Annotated in this window: 21 protein-coding genes; 10 read left to right on the top strand and 11 right to left on the bottom strand. The window is 61.6% G+C overall.

Going from position 1 to position 26,037, the window contains the following annotated elements; all coding sequences use genetic code 11:
• Window position 1: 1 nt before the first annotated feature.
• Window positions 2–778, bottom strand: a complete 777-nt coding sequence (locus BK665_RS28805) for an AraC family transcriptional regulator (protein ID WP_123409916.1) — start codon at window positions 776–778, stop codon at window positions 2–4.
• A gap of 92 nt (window positions 779–870) precedes the next feature.
• Here BK665_RS28805 and BK665_RS28800 point away from each other — a divergent pair, with 92 nt between their 5' ends.
• Window positions 871–1,122, top strand: a complete 252-nt coding sequence (locus tag BK665_RS28800; RefSeq protein ID WP_123409915.1) for a hypothetical protein — start codon at window positions 871–873, stop codon at window positions 1,120–1,122.
• Between the two features lie 137 nt (window positions 1,123–1,259).
• The gene (locus BK665_RS28795; RefSeq protein WP_123409914.1) at window positions 1,260–2,411 is read left to right on the top strand and encodes an MFS transporter; all 1,152 of its coding nucleotides are present in this window, start codon (window positions 1,260–1,262) and stop codon (window positions 2,409–2,411) included.
• A gap of 525 nt (window positions 2,412–2,936) precedes the next feature.
• On the opposite strand, the gene BK665_RS28785 is transcribed toward BK665_RS28795, so the two are convergent.
• The 3 genes from BK665_RS28785 to BK665_RS28775 all read right to left on the bottom strand — a co-directional run bounded on the left by BK665_RS28785 (window position 2,937) and on the right by BK665_RS28775 (window position 6,976).
• Entirely contained in the window at window positions 2,937–5,363 is a 2,427-nt protein-coding gene (locus tag BK665_RS28785) for a TonB-dependent siderophore receptor (protein WP_123409913.1), read from the bottom strand.
• A 97-nt stretch (window positions 5,364–5,460) separates the two neighbouring features.
• On the bottom strand, window positions 5,461–6,435 hold the full coding sequence (locus BK665_RS28780; protein WP_123409912.1) for a FecR family protein: 975 nt from the start codon (window positions 6,433–6,435) through the stop codon (window positions 5,461–5,463).
• 40 nt (window positions 6,436–6,475) lie between these two features.
• Window positions 6,476–6,976 carry a sigma-70 family RNA polymerase sigma factor gene (locus BK665_RS28775; protein ID WP_054617329.1) on the bottom strand — a complete coding sequence of 167 codons (501 nt, stop codon included), beginning with the start codon at window positions 6,974–6,976 and terminating at the stop codon, window positions 6,476–6,478.
• Between the two features lie 248 nt (window positions 6,977–7,224).
• Here BK665_RS28775 and BK665_RS28770 point away from each other — a divergent pair, with 248 nt between their 5' ends.
• The 3 genes from BK665_RS28770 (at window position 7,225) to BK665_RS28760 (ending at window position 11,278) form a co-directional block, all read left to right on the top strand.
• Entirely contained in the window at window positions 7,225–8,394 is a 1,170-nt protein-coding gene (locus BK665_RS28770; RefSeq protein WP_123409911.1) for an aromatic ring-hydroxylating oxygenase subunit alpha, read from the top strand.
• A gap of 148 nt (window positions 8,395–8,542) precedes the next feature.
• Complete coding sequence (locus BK665_RS28765; RefSeq protein WP_123409910.1) at window positions 8,543–10,204, top strand: choline dehydrogenase; 1,662 nt, start codon at window positions 8,543–8,545, stop codon at window positions 10,202–10,204.
• Between the two features lie 9 nt (window positions 10,205–10,213).
• Complete coding sequence (locus BK665_RS28760; RefSeq protein ID WP_123409909.1) at window positions 10,214–11,278, top strand: GlxA family transcriptional regulator; 1,065 nt, start codon at window positions 10,214–10,216, stop codon at window positions 11,276–11,278.
• 30 nt (window positions 11,279–11,308) lie between these two features.
• Here BK665_RS28760 and BK665_RS28755 read toward each other — a convergent pair whose 3' ends face one another.
• Both BK665_RS28755 and BK665_RS28750 read right to left on the bottom strand, forming a co-directional pair.
• Complete coding sequence (locus BK665_RS28755) at window positions 11,309–12,046, bottom strand: class II aldolase and adducin N-terminal domain-containing protein (RefSeq protein ID WP_123409908.1); 738 nt, start codon at window positions 12,044–12,046, stop codon at window positions 11,309–11,311.
• Between the two features lie 284 nt (window positions 12,047–12,330).
• Window positions 12,331–13,452, bottom strand: coding sequence for an MFS transporter (locus tag BK665_RS28750; protein ID WP_123409907.1), 1,122 nt, complete (start codon window positions 13,450–13,452; stop codon window positions 12,331–12,333).
• A gap of 100 nt (window positions 13,453–13,552) precedes the next feature.
• Here BK665_RS28750 and BK665_RS28745 point away from each other — a divergent pair, with 100 nt between their 5' ends.
• The 3 genes from BK665_RS28745 to BK665_RS28735 all read left to right on the top strand — a co-directional run bounded on the left by BK665_RS28745 (window position 13,553) and on the right by BK665_RS28735 (window position 17,117).
• The gene (locus tag BK665_RS28745; protein ID WP_123409906.1) at window positions 13,553–14,317 is read left to right on the top strand and encodes an AraC family transcriptional regulator; all 765 of its coding nucleotides are present in this window, start codon (window positions 13,553–13,555) and stop codon (window positions 14,315–14,317) included.
• A 95-nt stretch (window positions 14,318–14,412) separates the two neighbouring features.
• Window positions 14,413–15,531, top strand: a complete 1,119-nt coding sequence (locus tag BK665_RS28740) for an HlyD family secretion protein (RefSeq protein WP_123409905.1) — start codon at window positions 14,413–14,415, stop codon at window positions 15,529–15,531.
• The gene (locus tag BK665_RS28735) at window positions 15,528–17,117 is read left to right on the top strand and encodes a DHA2 family efflux MFS transporter permease subunit (RefSeq protein ID WP_123409904.1); all 1,590 of its coding nucleotides are present in this window, start codon (window positions 15,528–15,530) and stop codon (window positions 17,115–17,117) included. Before BK665_RS28740 ends, BK665_RS28735 begins: the two co-directional genes overlap by 4 nt.
• On the opposite strand, the gene BK665_RS28730 is transcribed toward BK665_RS28735, so the two are convergent.
• The 3 genes from BK665_RS28730 to BK665_RS28720 all read right to left on the bottom strand — a co-directional run bounded on the left by BK665_RS28730 (window position 17,118) and on the right by BK665_RS28720 (window position 20,337).
• Complete coding sequence (locus BK665_RS28730) at window positions 17,118–17,558, bottom strand: carboxymuconolactone decarboxylase family protein (protein WP_054051525.1); 441 nt, start codon at window positions 17,556–17,558, stop codon at window positions 17,118–17,120.
• Window positions 17,559–17,813: 255 nt separating this feature from the next.
• Window positions 17,814–19,262 carry a mechanosensitive ion channel family protein gene (locus tag BK665_RS28725; RefSeq protein WP_123409903.1) on the bottom strand — a complete coding sequence of 483 codons (1,449 nt, stop codon included), beginning with the start codon at window positions 19,260–19,262 and terminating at the stop codon, window positions 17,814–17,816.
• Window positions 19,263–19,470: 208 nt separating this feature from the next.
• A complete protein-coding gene (locus BK665_RS28720; RefSeq protein WP_123409902.1) occupies window positions 19,471–20,337 on the bottom strand; it encodes a pirin family protein in 867 nt (288 codons plus the stop codon).
• Window positions 20,338–20,540: 203 nt separating this feature from the next.
• Here BK665_RS28720 and BK665_RS28715 point away from each other — a divergent pair, with 203 nt between their 5' ends.
• Window positions 20,541–21,080, top strand: coding sequence for a PaaI family thioesterase (locus BK665_RS28715; protein WP_123409901.1), 540 nt, complete (start codon window positions 20,541–20,543; stop codon window positions 21,078–21,080).
• Between the two features lie 220 nt (window positions 21,081–21,300).
• The gene (gene dkgB, locus BK665_RS28710) at window positions 21,301–22,104 is read left to right on the top strand and encodes a 2,5-didehydrogluconate reductase DkgB (RefSeq protein WP_123409900.1); all 804 of its coding nucleotides are present in this window, start codon (window positions 21,301–21,303) and stop codon (window positions 22,102–22,104) included.
• Window positions 22,105–22,107: 3 nt separating this feature from the next.
• On the opposite strand, the gene BK665_RS28705 is transcribed toward dkgB, so the two are convergent.
• Entirely contained in the window at window positions 22,108–25,284 is a 3,177-nt protein-coding gene (locus BK665_RS28705; protein WP_375538957.1) for a transporter substrate-binding domain-containing protein, read from the bottom strand.
• A gap of 36 nt (window positions 25,285–25,320) precedes the next feature.
• Window positions 25,321–25,941 carry a response regulator transcription factor gene (locus BK665_RS28700; protein ID WP_123409898.1) on the bottom strand — a complete coding sequence of 207 codons (621 nt, stop codon included), beginning with the start codon at window positions 25,939–25,941 and terminating at the stop codon, window positions 25,321–25,323.
• Window positions 25,942–26,037: the final 96 nt, after the last annotated feature.

Raw genomic sequence — 26,037 nt, 5'->3', positions numbered from 1 at the left:
GTCAAGACTCACCAAAATACCGCCCCGGCGTCACCCCAAATGTGCGCCGGAACATCGCGATAAACGCGCTGACGTTTTCATAGCCCAACTCCAGCGCAATGGTCGTCACCGCCGTCCTTGCCGCCAGCAACTCCAGCGCCCGCAACAACCGCGCGCGCTGGCGCCATTGGCTGAAGGTGAAGCCGGTTTCGCTGACGAAGCGTCGGGCCAGGGTTCGCGCCGACAACCCGCCCCACTGCGCCCACTGCTCCAGTGAGCGGTTGTCCGTCAGGTCATCGCCCAGTGCCTGGGTGATGCGGCGCAGTCTCGGGTCCTGAGGCAGTGGCAAACCGAACGGTTCGGCGGGGGAGCCGGCGATTTCATCGAGGATGAGCTGGCCGATCCGTTCCTGGCGCTGATCCCGGGCGCCCTCGTCCCAGGTCGCGGCGCGGTCCACGGCTTCGCGCAGTAAACCCGAGGTGGCGATGATGCACGGCTGTTGCGGTAACTCGACGCAGGCAGGCGCCGCCACGTAGACGCTCCAGCCATGGAACGGACCATGGGAGCGCAAGCCGTGCAGACAGTCTGGCGGAATCCACACCGCGTGGGTGGCCGGCACTACCCAATGATGGTCCGCCGCATCCACCGACAACAACCCGCGCCGTGCCCCCAGCAATTGGCCGCGGGCATGCTGGTGCAACGCGCTTTGGCGTTCGACGGGGCTGTCCAGGGTGACGGCAATCACCTGCGCCGCCGTGGACGATTGCGCCAGTTCGGTGGATATCAGGAGTTTATTCATTGGCAGCTTCACGTTATTGAATGACCCTAATAAGGCAGTTTAGCCATGAACGGCGCTTTAGGCTGAGCACTCATTCAACAGGAGTCACCGATATGCGCGCCGAAGACCTGCTTCCCGACGATCTGAACCAAGGCGAATTCAACGGCACCACCGTGCGCAAGGGCACGGTCGGGGCTTTTCTGATCAATGCGCGGGTACTGGTTGATCCGCTCTCTAGCGACGAACAACGTCGACAAGCCGAGCAGGACATCATCGAGGCATTGCCAGCGCTACGGGCATTGGGTTTGTTCGAAATCCTGCAACTACGTGATGAGCAACTGCGCCGATTATGTGAGGCCCCGTGACACCCGCGCTCGCGATTGAGGGCCGGGCTGTGCAAGGATGTCACCCTGCCTGACCGCGAACCGCTGCGGACGCTGATCGAACCTGACCGGTAAGTCACTGTCCCTTGGGTACGCGACGTTTTTTGCCAAGGATCGATATGACCAACCTCAACACGCAAGCCGCTTTTGTTCCCGGACGCCTGGAACAGATGTCCACCCGCATCGCCTTTTTCATCGCCGGCCTGGGCATCGCCGCATGGGCGCCGTTGGTGCCATATGCCAAGGCGCGGGCCGGGCTGGATGAAGGGACGCTCGGTTTGCTGCTGTTGTGCCTGGGGGTGGGATCGATTCTGGCGATGCCGATTGCGGGGATCCTTGCCACGCGTTTCGGCTGTCGCCGGGTGGTCAGCGCCGGGGTGTTGCTGATCTGCGCGGCGCTGCCGCTGTTGGCCACGGTGTCGTCGATTCCGGCGTTGATCGCGACGCTGTTCATGTTTGGCGCGGGGCTGGGCACGGTGGATTCGACGGTCAACCTGCAAGCGGTGATCGTCGAGCGGGCCAGTGGCAAGACCATGATGTCGGGGTTCCATGGCTTGTTCAGCCTGGGCGGGATCGTCGGCGCGGCGGGAGTCAGCGGTTTGCTGGGCCTGGGTGTTTCGCCGCTTGGGGCGACGCTGGTCGTGGTCGTGGTACTGATCGCGGCGTTGTTGAAAGCCGTGCCGTACCTGTTGCCTTACGGCAGTGAAAGCTCCGGCCCGGCGTTCGCCGTGCCCCATGGCATCGTGCTGTTTATCGGCGTGATGTGTTTCATCGTGTTCCTCACCGAAGGCGCGGTGCTCGACTGGAGCGCAGTATTCCTGGCGTCCGAGCGCGGTATCGACACGGCCTATGCCGGGCTGGGTTACGCGGCATTTGCACTGACCATGACCGCCGGACGCTTGACCGGGGACGTAATCGTGCGGCGCCTGGGCGCGACGAAGGTGATGGTATTTGGCGGGCTGACCGCTGCGGTGGGCCTGGCATTGGCGACGTTCGCACCGACCTGGGAAGCGGCGCTGGTGGGTTATGCACTGGTCGGGGCGGGATGTTCGAATATTGTGCCGGTGCTGTATACGGCGGTAGGCAAACAGACCGTCATGCCGGAAAACATCGCCGTACCGGCCATCACCACCCTCGGCTACGCAGGCATCCTCGCCGGGCCTGCGCTGATCGGGTTTATCGCCCATGGCAGCAGTTTGAGCTTTGCCTTTGGGTTGATGGCAGTGTTGCTGGTGGCGGTGGCCATTGGCGGGAAAGTGTTGAAGGTCTGAACAGCTTCGCGAGCAAGCCCGCTCCCACAGGGGATCTTTGGTGAACACAGATTTGTGTTCGACACAGATCAAAAATGTGGGAGCGGGCTTGCTCGCGAAAGCGGTGTCTCAGGCGACATCTTAATCAACAGGTAGTCAGTCTTCGCGAGCAAGCCCGCTCCCACAGGGGATCTCTGGTGAGCACAGATTTGTGTTCGACACAGATCAAAAATGTGGGAGCGGGCTTGCTCGCGAAAGCGGTGTCTCAGGCGACATCTTCAGCGGCGGTTAGTCAGTCTTCGCGAGCAAGCCCGCTCCCACAGGGGGATCTTTGGTGAACACAGATTTGTGTTCGACACAGATCAAACATGTGGGAGCGGGCTTGCTCGCGAAGGCGGTATCTCAGGCGAAATCTTCAGCGGCGGGTATTCAGTCTTCGCGAGCAAGCCCGCTCCCACAGGGGATCTTTGGTGAACACAGGATTTGTGTTCGATGCAGATCCTATGTGGGAGCGAGCCTGCTCGCGAATGAAGCCACACCGATCTATCAGAACCCGACGCTGGCCTGCACAAAGAACGTGCGCGGTGCACCCACGTAAATGCCCGAGTTGTTGTCGCTGGAGCGGGTGAAGTACTGGTGGTCGAACACGTTTTTCACCCCGGCGCCGAGTTTCAGGTTCGACAGTTGTGAACCGAAGTCATAGCCGCCGCGCACGTTCCAGGTCACGTAGCCCGGCATGTTGCCATACTGCCCATCGGCGCTGCCGTCGGTGATGTAGTTACCGGTGAAGCTGCCATCGGCGTTCACCCCAGTGCCCGGCGAGTGCTGCTTGGACTGGGCGAAACCATCGATGTTGTAGGTCCAGCGATCGATGTCATAACGCAAACCGACCGTCGCCACCTGACGCGAATAGAACGGCAGGTCACGGCCCTTGAAGCCCGGGATCTCGCCTTCATAAGTGGCGCGGGTGTAGGTGAAACCGGCGTTGGCGGTCAGGCCGTCGAGCCGTGGGTCGAGCGCGGACATGTCGTAATGCACCGACGCTTCCAGGCCCTGGTGCTTGGTAGCGCCGAGGTTGGTCCAGCCGACATCGTTGCTGATGTATTGCAGTTCGTCATCGAAGTCGATGTAGAACAGCGTCACTTCCCCGCCCCACACGTCATCGTTGTAGCGCGTGCCGATCTCGTAGGTCTTGGCCTTCTCCGGATTCAAGCCGTTGGCGGTGCTGTCACCCGAACCGCCCTGGCCGAGCTGGAAATATTGCAGGCTGCCGAACGAGGTCTCGTAGTTGGCAAACAGCTTCCAGGCATCGGACAAGTGATACATCACGCTCAAGGCCGGCAGTGGCTCGTTGCTTTCGATGCTGCGGTTTTTCTCCGGGACGCGCTTGCCAGCGGTATCGAGGACGGCGCGGTCGTGCCAGTCGGTGCTGATGTGCTCGAAGCGGATACCCGGCGTAATGGTCCAGTTGCCGACGTCGATTTTGTTATCGAGGTACACCGAATTGGCCTCGGTGCCGCCAGTGCGATCCTGGAACACATGGCCGTCAGACGTCGGTGTGATCACCGGTTGATTGTTCACCAGCGCCACACGGCTCGACTGCTCGTGCATCGCTTCTTTCAAGTAGCGATAACCGACGCTGACTTCCTGGGTGGTTGGGCCGACATCGAACACATGGGATACCCGCGGCTCGACACCCAAGGTGTAGTAGGAACGCGGATAAGAGCTGAGGGTTTTCTGATCCCGGGCGGCGATGGTGCTGCCACGGAAGCTGTCGGTGTAGTAAGTCAGCACCTCGGCCTGAGTGCGGTCGTCGATCTGCCGCGCCCACTTGAACGAGACATCTTTGCGGCGCCCGGTGAAGTTGTCGTAGTCGCGGTCGGACTGGAACGGGCTGGCGTCGTACTGCTTCTGGGTCAGGCCGCCGGGCATGTCGGCGCTGGCGTCGTAGTAATGGAAGTTCAGGCTGAAATCGTCAACGTCGGTGGGTGCCCAGTGGGTCTTGAGGATCACGTCGTCGATGTCGTTGCCGTTGTTGCTTTCGCGGTAACCGTTGCCGTTGACCCCGGTGTACAACAGCGCCACGCCCATGCCGTTATCTGCGGTGCCGCCGACAAATGCGGTGTCGATGTGTTTCCAGCCGCCGTGCTGGGAGGTTTCCAGGGTGGTGCCGATTTCACCAGTGGCTTTTTCCGGGATGGCGCGTGTGACGAAGTTGATCACCCCGCCGACGTTCTGCGGCCCATAACGCACGGAACCGGCGCCGCGCACCACGTCGATGCTGTCGAGGTTGCCCGAGGAAATCGGTGCCATCGACAGTTGCGGCTGGCCATACGGGGCGAATGCAGCGGGTACGCCGTCAATCAACACCGTGGAGCGTGGCGACAGGCGCGAGGTCAGGCCACGTACGCCGACGTTCAGGGCGATATCGCTACCGCCGGTGCCGTTGGCGTCCTGCACTTGCACGCCTGGCACGCGGCGCAGCACGTCGCCGACATTCATCGCACCCTGTTCGATCATCGCTTCGCGGCGGATCACGGTGCGGGCGCCGGGATGGTTTTGCACCACAGCAGCATCGGCGTCGCCGAGCCAGTTGCCGACCACTTTGATGTCGGTGACGCCCAGTTCCAACGGGCCGTTGGTGGCGGCGGAAGTGGGTGCCGGTGTCAGGGTCACCGAGCCTTCATCGATCTGGTATTCCAGGCCACTGCCTTGCAGCAATTGGCGCAGGGCCTGTTCCGGCGAAAGATTGCCGTCCACCGCCGGGGCCTGTTTGCCGGCGACCAGTTCCGGGCTGAAAAAAACCTGTAGCGACGTTTGCTGACCGAGCTGACTCAAGGCCTGGCCCAATGGCTGCGCCTGAATATGGATGGCATCGGCGGCGAACGCCTGGGGCAGCGCGGCGCTGACGGCCAACGCCAAAGCGAGCGGCAGCCAAGGTGATTTGTTGTTTTTAGCGGTGGTTTTTTTCACGTCGAACGTTGTCCTGTGGATCGCAAGAATACGCGGCTGTTAATGCAAACCAGTTGCAGTTGGACAAGAAGACGAAGAACTCGAAAAAAACCTGAATCTATCGCGCAATTATTTCCTGGCTACCGTCGGAAAGCGTGCGCACAGCCACCGGCAGGATGCTCGGCAAGGCCTTGAGCAAGGCATCGGTATTGTCGGATTTGAACACGCTGGTCAGGCGCAGATTGGCCACTTTGTCGTTGCCGACGGTCAGCGGTTTCTCCCGATAGCGCGACACTTCGGCGGCAACTTCGGCCAGGCTGGCGTTGTTGAACACCAGTTTGCCGCCACGCCAGGCCGTCAATTCCTGTGGGTTGACCGCGTAGGCCGAGGCCACTTTGCCTTGGGCATCAATGTGCGTGCCCAGGCCGGCAGTCAGGCTGATGAAATCGGCGCCCTGCCCCTGAACCTTGACCGTGCCCTGCTCCACCGCGACCTTGGTTTGCGTCAGGTCCCGGCGCACATCGAAGCGGGTGCCGGTGACCGTGACCTTGCCGTTACCGGTGTCGACCACGAACGGGCGGCGGCTGTCGTGCTCGACGCTGAACATCGCCTCGCCTTCGGTCAACTCGATGCCGCGCAGGTTCTTTTCAAAACGCACCTGGACCCGGCTACGGCTGTTGAGGTCGATGATCGAACCATCCGGCAACGCCACATGCTGGCGCTCGCCCAACCCTGTGGAGAATTCGGCGGTGTAGGTCGCCGGGTGATTCAAACCGCTGAACAGCCCAAAACCGAGCGCCACCGCCAACACACTGGCGGCCACCGCGTAGCGCACCAGCGGACGACGTTTGCGCCGTTGCGGCGGCGCTTCGCACAAGGCTTGCAGGCGTTTAGCCGGCAACAGATCCGCCGCCGACCACAAGCCCTGGAGCAGTTGAAATTCATCGCGATGCTGCGGATGTTCATTCAGCCAGACTTCGAAACGTCGATGCTCCACGACATCCACCGCCGGCTCCTGCAAACGCACAAACCACCGTGCCGCCTCGTCGCGAACCGCTGTTTGCCCGCACGCGCAATCACGAGTATCCATCATGGAAATTCCTGTTGGGCCGGGGATGAAAAGGCGCGGCCGCTCATGGCTGCAATCCGTCGAGGCGATCACGCAAGTGCCGCAGGGTGCGGATCATATACTTTTCCACCATGTTCTTGGACAGCCCCAACCGCTCGGCGATTTCAGCCTGGGTCAGGCCTTCGATCTTCTGCCAGACAAACACCTTGCGGCAGTTGATCGGCAACTCGGTGAGCGCCCGTTCAATGGAATCGGCCAACTGGATCGCATGCATGAAATGCTCCGGGTCGCCGGACGACGACACACTGTGATCAATCGCCTCGGACTCCATGGCGCCCCGCCGATCCTCACGCCGATAACCATCCACCGCGATATTGCGCGCGGTCTGGTGCAAATACGCCCGAGGCTGCTCCACCGCCGCCGAATCCGACTCAAGCACCCGCACAAAGGTGTCGTGGGCCAGGTCCTCGGCCTGCTGACGATTTCTCAGGCGACGGGTCCAGGTGCCGATCAACTCTTCGTAATGCTCGAAAAAGCCGTGGGTGCGGGGCAGCTTGGGGGTCATTGCGGTGTGCTGTGGGGAGAAGGCGTGAATAGTAATGCTTCCTATTAAGCCCGGCAAATCATTCCTCAGGGGGTCGATGAAGGGGCGGCTCTCCTGGACGTCATAGCACTGCATCACAGCCACAGTCCTTGATCATTCCCCCACCCAACTCGTCGCAATCCATCAATCCCCGCCCTGCCCCGCGCCCTAGATTAACTCCCAGAACACGCCGCCATGCCGTGCGGCCAGTCACTGTGGAGATCGCCCCGATGCAAAACTTCCAGACCCGCAAACAGCAAAGCCCCGTCGAGGGTTGGGATCATCAGGACCCGGAAGAAGCGTTCACCCTGCCTTCGCGTTATTTTTTCGACGAGACGCTGTTCAAGGCCGAGCGCGACAATATTTTCATGCATGCCTGGCACGTGGCCGGGCATGTCAGCGAGTTCGCCGAGCCGGGTCAGTACGTGGTGACGGATCTGTTTGATCAGAGCGTGGTGGTGGCGCGCAATCGTCAGGGTCAGATTCATGGGTTCCACAACGTTTGCCAGCATCGCGGCAATCGCTTGCTCGAAGCACGGCGCGGCACCACCGGTGGCGTGGTGCGTTGTGCCTATCACTCGTGGTGCTACGAGATGGACGGCACCCTGCGTGGAGCGCCGCGCTGCGAGAAGATGAAGAACTTCGAGTTGCAGCAGTTCAATATTCCGCAAGTGCGTACTGAAGAATTGGGCGGGTTCATCTACTTCAACCTCGACCCGGCGGCGCCGTCGTTGCGCGATCTGTTTCCCGGTGCCGATGAAGAGATGCGCCGGGTGTTTCCGAACCTGGCGAACATGCGCCTGATCGAGGAACAGGACGTGATCGTACCGGCCAACTGGAAGGTGATCATGGACAACTCCATCGAGGGTTATCACTTCAAGTTGTCCGGGCCGTGCCATATCGACCTGGCAAAGCTGATCGACTTCAAGGGCTATCAGTTGACCAAACGCGACAACTGGTGGACCTACATCGCCCCGGCCAACCTCTCGGTGACCGAAGCCTACGGCGTGCCGCTGAGGCCCGAGATGAACCCCGATGAGTGTTTCTTCAACATCGGCATGTGGCCGAACAACACCTTCTACACCTTCCCGTTCTCGGAGTTTCTGGGCTCGTTCATCATGATCCCGCTGGACGCCGAGCGCTCGCTACTGCGCTTCGGCTACTACTCCAATAACGGCGAAACGGCACCGGTGAGTGCGTCGTGCATGAAGTGGATGAATGAGGATCTGGGACCGGAAGATATCGCGTTGAATATCTCAGTGCAGAAAGGCCTGCATTCCCTGGGTTACGACCAGGGGCGCTACATGATCGATGCCCAGCGCAGCAATGAAAGCGAGCACTTGGTGCATCACTTTCATAAGTTGGTGTTCAACGGGATTCATGGTCCGCGTGCCATCTGAACCCAGCACAGTTCCTGTGGGAGCGAGCTTGCTCGCGATAGCGATTGATCATTCAACACTAATGCTGACTGACCCACCGCCATCGCGAGCAAGCTCGCTCCCACAGGACTGAGGCCACTTCATAACTATTGATGGAGCAACGCAAACCATGGCCGATCATGAGTTTGATTACCTGATTGTGGGCGCAGGGTCAGCGGGTTGCGTGCTGGCCAATCGTCTTGGCGAAGACTCCAGTGTGCGGATTCTGGTCCTGGAAGCCGGCCCGGCGGACCAGAGCTGGACCATCGACATGCCCTCCGCCGTGGGCATCGTCGTCGGTGGCACGCGCTACAACTGGAGCTACACCTCCGAGCCGGAACCGTATCTGGACGGCCGCCGGATTGGCACGCCGCGAGGCCGGACGCTGGGGGGTTCGTCGTCGATCAACGGCATGGTCTACATCCGTGGCCATGCCCGGGATTACGACGGTTGGGCCGAGCAAGGTTGCGCCGGTTGGAGCTATCAAGAGGTGCTGCCGTATTTCAAACGCGCACAAACCCATGCCGATGGCGCCGACGATTACCGAGGCGCGACCGGGCATCTGCACGTCACCCCCGGCGATACGCAAACGCCATTGTGCGCGGCGTTTCTGGCGGCGGGCGCCGAGGCCGGGTACGGCTTGAGCAGCGATTTGAATGGCTATCGTCAGGAAGCGTTCGGGCCGGTGGATCGCACCACTCGCAACGGGCGGCGCTGGAGTACTTCGCGAGGGTATCTGAGCGAGGCACTGGCGCGGGGCAATGTGCGGGTGACCACCGATGCCTTGGCGTTGCGCATCCTGTTCGACGGCCTGCGCGCCGTCGGCATTGAGTACGAACAGAGCGGCAAGATCCATCAGGCGTTTGCCCGTCGCGAAGTGTTGCTCACCGCCGGGGCGATCAATTCGCCGCAGTTGTTGTTGCTGTCGGGCGTTGGTCCGGCGGCGGAGTTGCGCGACCTCGGCATCAGCGTGCTTCACGACCTGCCCGGCGTCGGCAAACGGCTGAACGATCACCCGGACACCGTCGTGCAGTACCTGTGCAAAAAACCGGTGTCGCTCTATCCCTGGACCACCGCGCCGGGCAAGTGGTGGATCGGCGCCCGTTGGTTCGTCACCCACGATGGTCTGGCGGCGAGCAATCATTTCGAGGCCGGGGCGTTTATCCGCTCGCGCGCTGGCGTCGAACATCCCGACCTGCAACTGACCTTCATGCCGCTGGCGGTGAAGCCGGGCAGCGTCGATCTGGTGCCGGGCCACGCGTTCCAGATTCATATCGACCTGATGCGCCCTACCAGCCTGGGCAGCGTCACGCTCAACAGCGCCGACCCTCGACAACCGCCGCGCATCCTGTTCAATTACCTGAAGACCGAGCAGGATCGAGCCGACATGCGCGCCGGCGCCCGGCTGGTGCGCGAGATCATCGAGCAACCGGCCATGGCTGCTTTCAAAGGTGAAGAATTGGTCCCCGGCCCCCACGCCCAGAGCGACGAAGCGCTGGATGCCTGGGCCAGGCAGGTCACGGAAACCGGCTACCATGCCAGCGGCACCTGCAAGATGGGGCCGGCGAGCGACTCGCAAGCGGTGGTCGATCCGCAGCTTCGGGTGCACGGCCTCGACGGCTTGCGGGTGGTGGATGCCTCGATCATGCCGGTGATCGTCAGCGGCAACACCAACGCACCGACGGTGATGATCGCGGAAAAGGCCAGCGACCTGATTCGTGACCTGCCACCGCTGGTGGCACTGGATGCACCGGTCTGGATTCATCCGCAGTGGCAGACTCGACAACGATAGAGATCGCTCATGACTGATCAGTCGTCCAACAGCCCGCAAACCCGCTTCACCTGGCGGCGCGGCGATGTCGCACCGTTGCGGGTCGCGGTGTTGTTGCTGCCGTCGTTTTCCAACTTCGGCCTGGCGGCGGTGCTGGAGCCGTTGGCGATTGCCAATTGGCTGACTCAACGGCAGCTTTTCGAATGGTCGCTGCTGTCCCTGGACGGCGAACCGGTGCAGGCCAGCAATGGCCTGAGCAGCGTAGCCAACGACGGGTTGCGCGCGGACCAGGGATTTGATGTGTGCCTGGTGATCGCCAGTTTCGACGTGCACAAACACAGCCGCAACCTGGCGCTCAAGAGTTGGCTGCGCAAACAGGCGTTGTTCGGCGCGGTGTTGATGGGCGTGGAGACCGGCACCGAATTGCTCGCGGCCGCCGGGGTGCTGGACGGTTACGAAGCAGCGGTGCACTGGGACAATCTGCAGGGGTTTCAGGAAAGCTATCCGCGGGTGCACGCCAAGCCGCAGCTCTACACCCTCGAACGCCAGCGCATGACCTGCGCGGGCGCGACCACGACCCTGGACATGCTGCTCGGCTGGATCGGCCAAAGCGTCGACAGCGACCTGTCCCGGGAAATCGCCATGCACCTATTGATGGGGCATGTACGGGCGCCAGCGGACAATCAACTCGACGGCGGCCCGGGCAACACCGGGATGTACGGCAGCAAGATTCGCCGGGCGGTGCAGTTGATGGAAAAAGCCTTGGAAGAGCCACTCGATTGCGAGGCGATTGCCAGTCAGGTCGGGCTGTCGCGGCGGCAACTGGAGCGTCAGTTCAAACATCAAACCGGCCTGTCACCGCTCAAGTACTACATCACCCTGCGCTTGGCCAAGGCCCACAGTTTGCTGCAACAAACGGGGTTGAGCGTGGCGCAAGTGGCGGCGTGTTCAGGCTTTGGTTCGCTGGAGCATTTCTCCCGCACTTACCGCGCCCGCTTCGGCTGCCCGCCCAGTGAAGACCGCAGCCAGGTCTTTACCGCTCCGGTGATGCGCCAGCCCTTGAGCAAGGAACGGCGCCCGGCCGAGGCGGACTGATTACCGCCGATAACCACACTCGTTGTTGTGTTACGGCCTGATTAACCGATAGTCGGGTTCTTCTTCGTCCAGAATTTCCATCAGTGCGTCGAAATGCTTGTCGGCAAAACCCGGGTAATCCAGCCATTGCCGACAGGTCTTGCGTGCGATTTCATCGCTGGCGATCCGTAGCTCGCGGCCGGTCGAGAGCGCGGTGATGTAGGTCTCGCAGGCGCGTTCGAAGTAGTACAAATCATCGAACGCCTGGGCGATGGTCGGTGCCGCCACCAGCAGGCCGTGGTTGCCCATGAGCATGATCGGTTTGTCGCCGAGCAAGTGACTGACCCGCTCCGCCTCCTCGCCCAATCCCATGCCGTCGAAACCGTCATCTATCGCCACGCGCTCGAAAAAACGCATCGCGTTTTGCTCGATCGGTGGCAACCGCGAATCGGTCAGACAGGCCAGCGCCGTCGCGTATTTGGAGTGGGTGTGCAGAATGCAGCGGGCGTGGGGCTGGTTGCGGTGCAGTGCGCTGTGCAAGGCCCAGGCAGTGATGTCCGGCGCGTCCGGGCGGTCGAGGCTGGCCGGGTCATCGGCGTTGACCAGCAGCAAGTCACTGGCCTTGATTCGCGAGAAATGCTTGCCGTACGGGTTGATCAAAAACTCCCGACCGTCCCCCGACACCGCGACGCTGAAGTGATTGGCGATGGACTCGTGCAGGTTCAGCCGCGCCGCCCAGCGAAAGGCACAGGCCAGGCGGATTCTCAGTTGCTCGACAGATGGATTCATCGGGTGTTCTCGGCGTGGTGGATCGGCTTTTGCGCAGTGTAGAGAGACGCCGCGCCGGCACTTGATGGGAAGCGACATTGGCTGCCGTTATTTCTCGGCCTGGGCATTGAGGTAAAGATCACTGAAGGACTGAACACCTGCCATCCATGTGGGAGCGGGCTTGCTCGCGAATGCATTTGATCATTCAACATTGATACTGACTGAGACACCGCTTTCGCGAGCAAGCCCGCTCCCACAGAAGATCTTCAGTGAACCCAAATCTGTGTAAGACAGTGAAAAACTGGTCAGTCTTTCCGCCAGACCAGCAGCAAGGCCAATGCGCCGCACAGCATCAAGGTTTCGCCCAATGCCTGGGACCAGCCGACCAGCATCAGACCGCCACCAATCAACAGGTAATACATCAAGCCAAACAGCGCGCCGGCGGTGCCCAGTCGATCACCGTAGTTGAGCAGGGCCGAGCCGAGGATATTCGGGATCGCCATGCCGAACGCCAGCAGCACCCACAGCATCGGCAACACAAACAGGCCACTGCCTTGCAACCACCAAACGCCGATGCCGCCGAGCAATGCCGTGCTCGCCGCGAGACGGATCAAGCGCAAACCCGTGACGCCTCGACGCAGCAGACGTTTGTTGAGCCAGGCACCAAGGCCGGCCCCCAGGGCCAGGATCACCCCGCTGTAGCCGAACAATTGCCCACTCAACCCCAGCCGCTCAAAGATAAAAGGACCGAGGCTGTAATAGCTGAACAAGGCGATGTTGAACAACGCGACCAGCAGCGTCGAACGCCAGATGTCCCGGTCTTGCAGCATGCGCCACAGGGTCTCGAACAGGCCGGCGCGGGTCAGGTGTTGCGGTCGGGTTTCCGCCAGGCTTCGCCAGCACCACAGCCACAATCCCAGGGACAACAGCAACAGACACCCGAGCACACCTCGATAACCAAAGGCGTGCACCAGGCTCGCCCCGCTGAACAAACCGAGGGCCGGGCTGGCCGCCAGCGCGATGCCCACCAGGGAAAATACCTGAGCCAGTTCGGCGCTCTGGAAGCGATCGCGCAGCAGGGTTTGCGTCACCACCGAGCCCACCGCCGCGCCGAAGGCAGCCAGTGCCTGGGCCATCAGCAGACCGTCGAAGGTGCTGACGTTCAACGCCAGCATCGAAGCCCAGACATACAACGCCAAACCGCCAAGCATCGTCGGCCGCCGACCGATGCGGTCACACACCCGCCCCCACACCACCACGCCGAACGCAAAAGCCAGGAAATACACCGACAGGGTTTGTGCCGCCGCTTGCGGGCCGACGCCGAAGGCCTGGCCGATATCCGCCAATGCCGGGCTGTACAGGGTTTGGGCGATCTGCGGGAACATCAACAACGCAATCGCCAGCACCAACAGGTTTCGGGAATTCATCACAGCGTCACTCTTCAATAAAACTGGCGAAGAGTTTAAGAAGCGCTGAGTGACGTATTATCCAAACCCTGACACGTTATCGTTGAAATCGGACATCTTCATGGCCTGGCTCGAATCCCACGTCACCTTCGACCCTGATCGCTACCCGGCGAGTGTCATCGGCATTGCCTCGCAACTCGGCGACCACGATTCCGGCCTGCATCAACATCAGCGCGGGCAACTGCTGTTCACCCGCCGGGGCTGCATGCGCATCACCCTCGCCCAGCAGTTGTGCTTGTTGCCACCCTCCCGCGCCGCGTGGATTCCCTCGGGCGTGGCGCACCGCGCGGTGATGCACCACAGCGTGGACTATCGATCGATTTACCTGACGCCAGCGTTGTGTATCGACCTGCCGCAACAGGTCTGTGTGATTGAGGTGAGTCCGCTGCTGCGGGCGGTGCTGGAACCGATGGCGCTGGCGGATTTCTCCACCGATTGGCAGCAGGGCAAATTCGTCCACCTGCTGGGCCTGTGCCTGAGCGAAATTCGCGAGGCCGCGCAGCAACCGATGCTCCTGCCCCTGCCCTATGACAAACGCCTGGCACCGTTGCTGGCCACACCCGAACGCCTGCCACCGGAACTGCAGGTGCTGGAACGGCAGATCGGCGCCAGCGGACGAACCATCGGCCGCATCTTCCAGCGCGAAACCGGCATGAGTTATCAGCAGTGGCGCCAGCAATGGCGATTGATGCGCGCCATGGAACTGCTCGCCACCGGTCGCAGCCTCTCTTACAGCGCCTTCGAACTGGGGTTTGCCAGCGACAGCGCGTTTATCGCGTTCTTCAAGGACATGACCGGCGTCACGCCCGGCAACTGGCTCAAATAAGCACCTGACGATCGGCAGCAAAAATTAATTGCAAGCAAATATGACATGCGTCATATTACAGCCGTAATAAAGCCCCTCCCCACAGGTATTTCTCCATGACCAGCATGCCCACCGTTGAACCCGACCTGGCTGTCCCGGTGACCGCCAAGCCGCCCGTGCTCAAGCGTCTGCTGTTGCTGACCGTGGCCATCGCGGCGCTGGTCGGCATCGGGTTGTACGGCGCCCACTGGTGGAGCGCCGGGCGTTTCCTCGAAGAAACCGACGATGCCTATATTGGCGGTGACGTCACGGTGATCGGGCCAAAAGTCGCGGGTTATATCGAAGAAGTGCTGGTGACCGACAACCAGAAGGTCAAGGCCGGCGATGTATTGGTGCGCCTGGATTCGCGGGACTACCGCGCCAACCTGGCCAAGGCTGAAGGCGCGGTCGCCGCCGAAGAAGCCCTGCTCGCCAACCTCGACGCCACCGAGCAATTGCAACACGCGGTGATCGGCCAGGCCCGCGCCGGGATCGATGCCGCCGGCGCCGAAACCGCCCGTTCCCGGGATGACGATGCGCGTTACAAAAAACTGGTGGGCAGCAACGCCGTCTCGGTGGAAAGCGCGCAACGGGCCAACGCCACGTTCAAGACCGCCCAAGCCATCAGCGCTCGAGCCCAGGCGGAATTGCTCGCCTCCCAGCGTCAACTGGACGTGATCGAAACCCAGAAACAACAGGCCCGCGCCGCGCTGATGCAAGCCAAGGCCGAGCGTGACCTGGCACAACTCAACGTTGGCTACACCGAACTCAAAGCGCCGGTGGATGGTGTGGTGGGTAACCGTCGGGCGCGGGTCGGCGCTTACGCCCAGGCCGGTTCGCAACTGCTGTCGGTGGTGCCATCGAGCGGGCTGTGGGTCGATGCCAATTTCAAGGAAGACCAACTGGCGCGGATGACATCCGGTCAGCGGGTGATCATCCGCGCCGACGTGCTGTCGGGCCAGGTGTTCCACGGTCATCTGGACAGCCTCGCCCCGGCCAGTGGTGCGCAGTTCAGCGTGTTGCCACCGGAAAACGCCACGGGCAACTTCACCAAAATCGTCCAGCGGGTGCCGGTGCGCATCGTGCTGGACCCGGCGGATGGCGTGCTCGGCCATCTGCGTCCGGGGCTGTCGGTGACTGCTGAAGTCGACACCCGTGCCGACGATAAAACCCCAGCCGTGGCCAGCGCGCCATGAGCACCGTCACCGCTCCCGCGCAGCCATTCAATGTCGCGGACATGGCGACGGCGACCAAGGTCTTCGCTTTCGCCAGCATGTGCATCGGCATGTTCATTGCGCTGCTGGATATCCAGATTGTCTCCGCCTCGTTGCGTGACATCGGCGGCGGACTCTCGGCCGGCACCGACGAAACCGCGTGGGTGCAGACCAGTTACCTAATCGCTGAAATCATCGTGATTCCGTTGTCGGGTTGGCTGTCACGGGTGTTCTCGACTCGTTGGCTGTTCTGTGCTTCGGCGGTGGGTTTCACTTTGGCCAGCCTGCTCTGCGGCGTGGCCTGGAACATCCAGAGCATGATCGCCTTCCGTGCCCTGCAAGGCTTTCTCGGCGGCTCGATGATCCCGCTGGTGTTCACCACGGCGTTCTTTTTCTTTACCGGCAAACAACGGGTGATCGCCGCCTCGACCATCGGCGCCGTGGCGTCCCTGGCGCCGACGTTGGGCCCGGTGATCGGTGGCTGGATCACCGATATTTCGTCCTGGCACTGGCTGTTCTACATCAACCTGGTGCCGGGGATTTTCGTCGCCGTGGTCGTGCCGATGCTGGTAAAGATCGATCGGCCAGAACTGTCCCTGCTCAAGGGCGCCGACTACCTCAGCATGGTGTTCATGGCGCTGTTTCTCGGCTGCCTGGAATACACCCTCGAAGAAGGCCCGCGCTGGAACTGGTTCAGCGACAGCACGATCCTGGCCACCGCGTGGATCAGCGGCCTCGCCGGACTGGCCTTTATCAGCCGCACGTTGTACGTGGCCAATCCGATCGTCGATTTGCGCGCCCTGAAGGACCGCAATTTCGCCCTCGGTTGCTTCTTTTCCTTTGTCACCGGGATCGGCCTGTTCGCCACCATTTACCTGACGCCGCTGTTTCTCGGTCGGGTGCGTGGCTACAGCGCACTGGACATTGGTCTGGCGGTTTTCTCCACCGGGGTGTTCCAGATCATGGCGATTCCGCTGTACGCCTTTATGGCCAACCGCATCGACCTGCGCTGGATCATGATGACCGGCCTTGGATTATTCGCGTTATCGATGTGGGATTTCAGCCCGATCACCCATGACTGGGGGGCCAAAGAATTGATGCTGCCGCAAGCCCTGCGCGGGATTGCCCAGCAATTGGCGGTGCCACCGGCGGTGACGTTAACCCTGGGTGGATTGGCGCCGGCGCGGCTCAAACATGCTTCGGGGTTGTTCAATCTGATGCGCAACCTGGGCGGTGCGATTGGTATCGCAGCGTGTGCCACCATCCTCAACGACCGCACCAACCTGCACTTCACGCGGTTGGCGGAGCACCTGAACAGCACCAACGAAGCGCTCAACCAGTGGCTGTCCCAAGTCGGCAACAACTTCGCCGCCCTGGGCCAGAGCGGTGACGCCGGGGTCACCGCCAGCCTGCATCAGCTGTGGTTGCTGACGTATCGCGAAGCCCAGACACAAACCTATGGCGACGCGTTTTTGGTGATCATGGTCTGCTTCATTATCGCCACGGCGATGGTGCCCTTGATGCGCAAGGTGCAACCACCGGCCGCGCCGTCAGCAGACGCTCATTGATCAGGCTTGAGGCATTTTGCGGAACCCAATGGCCAGGCGGTTCCAGGCGTTGATGGTGGTAATGGCCACGGTCAGGTCGACCATTTCCTTGGGGCTGAATTCGGAGACGGCCAGTTCGTAGTCTTCGTCCGAGGCGTGGGTCTGGCTGATCAAGGTCAAGGATTCGGTCCAGGCCATCGCCGCACGTTCACGGGGGGTGAAGAACGGCGTTTCACGCCAGGCCGACAAGGTGGCCAGTCGACGTTCGTCTTCACCGCCCTTGCGGGCATCGGCGCTGTGCATGTCGAGGCAGAACGCGCAGCCGTTGATTTGCGAAGTGCGCAGCTTGACCAGTTCGATCAGGTTCTTTTCCAGCGGCAATTTCGAGACCGCGGTTTCCAGGGCGATCATGGCTTTGAGAGCGTCTGGGGAAGCGGTGTAGAAATCGATACGAGGTTTCATGGTGGGGCTCCGTCACAAGTGGGTGTGGAGCTAAGTTAAGCCCGCCCACGTCTGTGACAAATAGCCAATATTCGGGAAGACGAGGAGGCCATTGAGGGGCCGCCCGAAAAACCTGTTTCATTCCAGGAGTTATAGCGATGCTGGTATCGCCTTCGCGAGCAAGCCCGCTCCCACAGTGGATCTGCGGCGTTCACAGATTCAATGTGGGAGCGGGCTTGCTCGCGAATAGGCCCGCCCTGGCGACAAAAACCCGCGCTATCCGTGATTACGATTGCGCAACCACTGCAAAAACCCCTTCTTCTGCACCACCACCGGCTCGTCCTGGGTCAAGGTCCGGGCCTTGTGCAAACGGAAATCCAGCAACGCCTTCATCGCATCGTTGATGTCGTGCCGGGCATCCAGGCATGGCTTGAGGTAGGCCTTTTCGATGCGATACAGGGCGCAGAAGGTCTTGGCGGTAAACGCGGCGGGCACCGAGGTGTCGGACAGGATGCCGGCCTCGCCGATCACCTCCCCCGGCCCCATGCGCCCGGATTCGAACGGCGTACCGTGGCGCATCAGGGTCACTGAAATAACCCCCGATTCGATGATGAACAAGTGATCGCTGACCTCCCCCGCCGCCAGGATCGTCTCGCCGGCGCGGAAGGTTTGCAGGGTCATGTTCTGGCTGAAGGTTTCTTTTTCTTCCTGGCGCAAGGTCGAGAAAATCGCCGAGCTTTCCAGCAGCGCCCGCGGCCGGGACACGTTGCTCGGCGGGTTGGGTTCGACGCTCGACAGCAGGTTGATGCCGGAGGCCTGCAAGTGCCGGTAGGCTAGGTCGAACAGCAGATTGCGCACGGTGCGCTTCTGGTCCATCGAGGCGACAAACCCGCTGATTTCGTATTCCACCCCGGCGCTGCTGGAGCTTTTCAGGGCGACATTCGGCGCCGGGTGGTCCAGCAGCAAACGACACCCCTGCATCGCCCGTTCCAGGGCTTCGACCACCGTGTTCGGCCGGGCGTGGGGGCTCAGTTGCAGGCAGATGGACACGCCGAACATGTCGCTCGGCCGACTGAAGTTGATGATCTTGGCCTTGGCCGCTAGGGAGTTGGGAATCACCGCCAGGCTGCCCTGGGCGGTTTGCATGCGCGTGGCGCGCCAGTCGATGTCGGTGACCCGGCCTTCGGTGCCGTCGATGGAAATCCAGTCATCGATTTGATAAGGCTTGGTGGTGTTGAGGACGATGCCGGAGAACACGTCGCTGAGGGTGCTTTGCAGCGCCAGGCCGACGATGATCGCCACTGCGCCGGAGGTAGCGAGCACGCCCTTGACCGGCAAGTCGAGCACGTAGGCCATGGCCGCGATGATCGCGATCAGGAAAATCACCGCGCCGAGCAAGTCCTGGAGCAAACGCCCGGTATGCCCGACCCGTTGCATCATCACCGCGCCGATCAGCACCGTCAGGGTCCGCGCGCCGAACAACCACCAGCCGATCTGCAGACCGGTGGCGGCCAGGTGCAGCGGCACGTTATCGGCCCAGGGCGCGGGCTCCAGCGGGTTCAGGCCCTCGTTGAACAGCAGGATGCTGAACAACGCGAAAATCACCAGCCGCACCACCAGTTTCCAGTTGCTGCCGTTGGTGCTGATCAAACGCCACAAGCCAAGATCAATCAGGATCAGGGCCAGCGCGGCGAGCAGCGGGTGATCGGTGAGCAGTGACAGCATCAAGCAACTCCAGCAAGGGCCAATGGCGCGAAGATTTCACACATTGGGCACAGTGTAGGAGCAAATTGATTTCTCAAGAACAACCCAATACAACTGTGGGAGCGGGCTTGCTCGCGAAGGCGGTGTGTCAATCGACATTGATAGTGACTGACACACCGCTTTCGCGAGCAAGCCCGCTCCCACAAGGGGAATTGCGGTGTGGCGGGGTTTAGTGGCTCATCCGTCCAAACCGCCCCGACTGGAAGTCGGCAAACGCCTGGTGGATTTCCTGTTCGCTGTTCATCACGAACGGACCATGGCCGACGATGGGCTCGTCGATCGGTTCGCCGCTGAGCAGTAACACCACTGCGTCGTTGTTGGCTTCCAGGCTGAGCTGCTTTCCATCACGCTCGAACAGCGCCAGTTGCCCTTCCCGCACTAATTCCAGGCCGTTGACCTGCACCGTGCCGCGCAGCACCACCAGGGCAGTGTTGCGCCCTTCGTGCAAGTCCAGGGTCAGCAACTTGCCAGCGTTCAGGCGCAGGTCCCAGACATCGATCGGCGTGAACGTGCGGGACGGCCCGGTATGGCCGTCGAACTCACCGGCGATCAGGCGCAGGCGACCGGCGTCGTCCTTGAGCGGGATGTTCGGGATGTCGCGGTCGAGGATCGTCTGGTAACCGGCGTCGGCCATTTTGTCCTTGGCCGGCAGGTTGACCCACAGTTGCACCATCTCCAGTTTGCCGCCGCGTTTGGCGAAATCGTCGGAGTGGAACTCCTCGTGGATGATCCCCGAGGCGGCGGTCATCCATTGCACATCGCCGGGGCCGATGGTGCCGCCGCTGCCGGTGGAGTCGCGGTGCTGCACTTCGCCGTCGTAGACGATGGTCACGGTTTCAAAACCGCGATGCGGGTGCTGGCCGACGCCACGCCGTTCGGTTGTCGGGGTAAATTCAGCGGGACCGGCGTGATCCAGCAGCAAGAACGGGCTGATGTGTTGGCCCATCGTGTCGTAGGAAAACAGCGTGCGAACCGGAAAACCGTCGCCGACCCAATGGGCCCGTGGACTGGTGTAGATACCGATGATGTTTTTCATCGCGCCTCCGAAATAGGTGGGTGAAGCATGAACCCAGCTTAAATCTGATACCAATCCGGCACTAGGCGGCAAAAACCGGCTTTAGCGTTCTACCAGCAGGACGACAGCCGCATTATTCATAGGGAACGGGGGTAGTCAGGTTTTTATTTCGGACATAATATCGACGCACATTACAGCCGTAATATCCGTCCGAGGAATTGACCATGCAAAGCCCGACCCGCGAAGCCACCCTCGCCCAATGGATCGCCCAGGAACAGGCGATGCGCGCCCGCCTCGCCGGCCCCGGCAGCCTGTCCATGGCCGAGGTCAGCGCCCTCTCCCCCGCCGAGTTTTTCGAGGGCATCGGCAACGGTGAACTGCCCTCGCCGCCGATTGGCACGCTGATGGATTTCATCCCTATTGAGTGGTCGGCCGGACTGTTCCTGTTCCAGGGCACACCGGATGCGCGGCACTACAACCCGCTGGGCAGCGTGCATGGCGGCTACGCGGCGACCTTGCTGGATTCGTGCATGGGTTGCGCGATTCACACGCAACTGAAGAAAGGCCAGGGCTACACGACGCTGGATCTGCGCATCAGCTATGTCCGGGCGTTGACCGGCGCCAGCGGACCGGTGCGGGCCGAGGGCAAAGTGGTGCACCTGGGGCGTTCGACGGCGCTGGCCGAGGGGCGGATTTATGATGTGGATGGGCGGTTGTATGCGACGGGGTCGACGACTTGCATGATTCTTGAGGCGCGGGGGTAGGTTCCAAGACCGCGGCGCGGCCTTCGCGAGCAAGCCCGCTCCCACATTCGACCGCGTTCCAATGTGGGAGCGGGCTTGCTCGCGAAAGCGCCAGACCAGACAACCACAATTTCACTATTCATGACTTGCGGTAAACATTGACTTGACCTGCCTGCGGTTTTTCTCAAGGACCTCAGCGCGGATACTCGTGTCCATTCCCACTGCAACCCTGGAGTCATCTATGTCTGTTCCCGCATTCGGTCTTGGTACGTTTCGCCTGCAAGGCCAGGTGGTCATCGATTCGGTGAGCACCGGTCTTGAACTGGGCTACCGGGTCATCGACACCGCGCAAATCTACGAGAACGAAGCCGAGGTCGGCCAGGCCATCGCCGCCAGTGGCGTGCCGCGTCATGAGTTGTTCATCACCAGCAAAATCTGGGTGGCCAATTTCGCCAAGGATCGCCTGATCGACAGCCTCAAACAGAGCCTGCGCAGCTTGCAGACCGATTACCTGGACCTGACGCTGATCCACTGGCCGTCCCCGGAAGACCAAGTGCCCATCGAAGAATTCATGGGCGCCCTGCTCGAAGCCAAGAACATGGGCCTGACCCGCCAGATCGGCGTGTCTAACTTCACCGTGGACCTGATGAAACAGGCCATCGCCGCCGTCGGTGCCGAGAACATCGCCACCAACCAGATCGAGCTGCACCCGTACCTGCAAAACCGCAAGGTCGTCGAATTCGCCCAGAGCCAGGGCATCCAGATCACCTCGTACATGACCCTGGCCTACGGCGAGGTACTGAAGGACCCGGTCATCCAGCAGATCGCCGAGCGTCTTCAGGCGACACCGGCACAAGTCACCCTGGCCTGGGCCATGCAATTGGGTTATGCGGTGATTCCTTCATCGACCAAACGCGCCAACCTGGAAAGCAATCTGGAGGCCTGCGCCCTGACCCTGAGCGACGCCGACATGGCGTTGATCGCCGGCCTGGATCGTGGCCAGCGCTTGACCAGCCCCAAAGGCATCGCCCCGCACTGGGATTGATCTTCAGCGCCGGTCGAGGCTTCGGTCCAGACGCGCCATGGTCTGCTGCAAGCGCTCGACGGCGTCGTCGATCATGGCCGCTCCACCTTCGGCGCAGGCCTGCTCCAATTGCTCGCAACACTCGATCACCCGTATCGCCTGGACCATGCGCGCACCGCCCTTGATGCGGTGCGCCAGGTCCTGGAGATCCTGACGATTGCCTGCTGCGTGAGCCTCAAGCAACCGCTCGCGATCTTCGCGGTTGGTCACGGCCAGATCGTGCACCAGGCGATTGATCAAGGTGCGATCAGTGCCGACGTATTGTTCGAGGCCGCTCAGGTCAAACTCCGCTACCGGGGGCGCCTCATCTGCAAACCGGGCCGCCAGCCAGGCACTCAAATCCCCCAGGCGAATCGGTTTGAACAGGCAATCATCCATCCCGGCTTCCAGGCAGCGCGATTTTTCCTCAGGCTGGGCATTGGCGGTAAAGCCCAGGATCGGCGTCGCCGGTAACCGCAAAGCCTGTTCTTCATCCCGAATGGCCATCGCCAGTTCATAGCCGCTGAGCACCGGCATGTTGCAGTCGGTGATGAGCACATCCAGCGTCTGTTTGCGCCACTGCTCCAGCCCCTGCGCACCATCCTCGGCCTCCAGCACCCGATGCCCCAGATAACCGAGTTGCCGGGACAACAGCAGGCGATTGGCCGGGTAATCGTCGACCACCAGAATCGTCAGCGAACGGGTCGACACCGGCACCCCGTTCGCGGGCACGTCGCCGCCAACCCGCGGTTGCAGCGCGGGCACGTCCAGGCTGATCTTGACCTGCGTACCCCAACCGAGATCGCTGTGCAGTTGCAGGCGCCCGCCCATCATTTCGCACAAGGAACGGCTGATCACCAGCCCCAGTCCCGAACCGCTGCGCCCGGATTGCGGGTTGTTGCCAGCCTGGACGAACGGGCTGAACAGCCGCTGCTGATCGGCGACGCTAATGCCGATGCCGCTGTCTTCAATCACCACGGTCACCGTCAAATGACCGGACAGCCCAGGCTCCACGCCAAGGGTCAGGCTCACGGTGCCTTCGTCAGTGAACTTGATGGCATTGCTCAGCACATTGGACAGCACTTGCTTGAAGCGCAGCGGGTCAATCAACACATCGCGGTCGCTGCGTGGGTCCAGCTCGACCCACCACCGCAGCGCTTTTTCCCGCGCCAGGCCTTCGAACACCCGGCACACCGATACCGTCAATTCGTGCAGATTGGCCCGCTCCGGCGCCAGGGACAAATGCCCGGATTCGATGCGGGCGATGTCGAGGATATCGCCGATCAACACCAGCAGTTGCTGGGCGGAACTGGATGCCACTTCAATGGCGAAGCGATCGGTGATGCCTTCTTCGGAGCGTTTGAGGGCCAGTTCAAGCATGCCGATCAGCGCGTTCATCGGCGTGCGGATTTCATGGCTCATGGTCGCCAGGAACGTGGTTTTCGCCCGGTTGGCATCGTCGGCGGCGTCCTTGGCTTCCTGCAATTGCTGCAACCATTGCTGGCGCTGGCGAATCTGCCGCCGTTGCCAGGCGATCCAGCCCAGGGCCAGCAACAGCAACGCGCCGGCAGCGCTGAAGCCTTGGAGAATGATCTGGCGATGACGCCGCCAATAGCTGTCATCCGGCACCATGTCGTTGCTCCAGCGGGCCACCAACTCGTCCATCTCCCGGGGCGAAATGCTCAGCAGCGCCTTGTTCAGGATCGACTGCAACTCCACTGCACCGCGCCCGGTCGCCAGAGTGATGCGCGCCGGTTCATCGCCCACGGTGCTGTTGATCCGCAATCGGTCGCGGTAATGCCGGGCGACCAGATAACGGGTCAGGATCAACGAACTAATAGCCGCATCAGCCTGGCCTTTGATCACCGATTCAAGGCCCTGGGCCGGACTTTGCACGTCCACCCAGCGGACACCCGGTGCCCGCGCCAGAATAAAGGCTTGCAACGGATGGGTCGGATTGATCGCCAGACGCTTGCCAGCCAGATCGCCCAGGGTTCGCGGACTGCCGGGGGTCGTGCTGCTGACCAGCACGAATGGATTGCTCAGGTAGGCCCGGGTAAAGCGCAACTCGGCCTCCCGTTCAGCGCTGGGGATGATCGCCGGTAGCAGGTCAATCTTCCCGGCATTGAGTTGCTGAATCTGCTGATCCAGTGAACGGTTACGTTGCACATTGAAGGTCAGGCCGCTGCGTTGGCTGATCAAGGTCAGTAACTGCGCCGTCAACCCGCTGAAGCGGCCCTGGGCATCGAAAAATGTCAGCGGCGCGAAGTCCTCGACGGCGCCCACGGTCAGCGTCGGGTGCCGCGCCAGCCAGCGCTGCTCGCTGGCGCTCAACCGAACGTTTTGCTGACCCGACACCGAGGCCCGTCCCGCACTCCAGCGCGTCTCGATGGCCGCCCTCTGTTCCATGGGTATGGCCGCCAATGCCCGATCGACAATGCCGGCCAGCCGCCCATTGCTGCGAGCGAGCGCAAAGCCGAAAGGATTGGCATCCAGGCCCGATGGCCCCGCCAGGTGCACGTTGTTGAGGTAGTTATTGTTGATCAGGTAATTGGCGCTGATGAAGTCCCCCAGGTACACATCATCCTGGCCAAACGCGACGGCGCCGAGGGCCTCAAGTGTCGAGGCGTAAAGATGCACGCTCGCCTCGGGGTAGTAGGCCTGGACACTGGTCACCGGCAGGTAGTCGTCGACCATGGCCATGCGCTTGCCCGCAAGGTCATCAGGCATGGGCTCGTCGAGGCGGGTGACCAGCATTGGCTGATCTTCGGCGTAGGCCCGGGAGCGGATCAGGTCCGGGTCGGCGACCTCGAAGTTGTTCGACGTGCCCAGCAGGTCCAGCTCATCGTGCTTGAGCGCGGCCATGGCGTTTTCACGTGTGCCGTAGCGCCGCACCTCGACCTTGACGTGCAGCAACTGCGCCAGCAGATCAGCGTAGTCGGCGGTAATGCCTTCCAGTTCATCATGATTGCGCGTCACTTCGAAGGGCGGGTAGTCCGGCCCCGAGACCCCGAGGCGCAGCACCCGTTTGCCGCGCAGCCATTGCCAGTCATTTTCGTCCAGGCGGACTTCATACCCCTCCACGGTCGAGTGTCCGAGCAAGTGCTGCAACTGCGGCTCATTTGTCGCCATGGCCGTCGTTTGCAGCGCCGCGAACACCATCAGCAACATCAGACAGGTGCGCACGGTCCGGCCCACTCAAATCAGATGATTGCGTTTGGAAAAATCGCGCAGGTGCACCGCCGAGGCGACCCTGAGTTTTTCCACCAGGCGCGTCTTGTAGGTGCTGACCGTCTTGTGGCTCAAGTGCATGGCTTCGGCGATGGCCTTGTTGCTCATACCCCGCGCCAAGTGTTGGAGGATGGTCAGTTCGCGGTTGGAGAGGCTGTCGATCATCTGCGCTTCACTGACTTGCAAATTGTCCAGCGAGGCCGTGGGCAAACGGGCGAAATAGGTATAGCCGGCCATGACTGCCTGCACCGCTTTATGTAACTGGCCCAGGCTGTTGGTTTTTGAAACATAGGCCAGGGCACCGGCGCGCATGCAACGCTCCTGGAAATGCAGCGGGTCCAGTGAAGAAAACGCCACCACCCGACATGAGTGATCACTGGCCTTGATGCGTTCCAGCACGTCCAGCCCATCGAGCGAGGGCATGACCAGGTCGAGCACCAACAGTTGCGGCGAGTGATCACGCAGCAGCGACATGACCTCGTTACCGTTGGCCGCCTCGTGAATCTGTTTGAACCCTTCTAGTTCAAGGACAATTTTGACTGCGGCCCGTACCACCGGATGATCGTCCACAATCAGCGCTGACTTCATGGCAACTCCCTGTGCAAAGGCATGACGTTTGCCATGCGAATGCCCCGGGACAGGCCCGGTGTAGACGCAACGGCTGCGCAATGACTTTTGCATGGG

This window comes from Pseudomonas frederiksbergensis, from assembly GCF_003732665.1.
In the GTDB taxonomy this organism is placed as follows: Bacteria; Pseudomonadota; Gammaproteobacteria; order Pseudomonadales; family Pseudomonadaceae; genus Aquipseudomonas; species Aquipseudomonas frederiksbergensis_G.
Note: the sequence above shows the minus strand (reverse complement) of the source record. Positions and strands in the feature narration are given on the sequence as shown.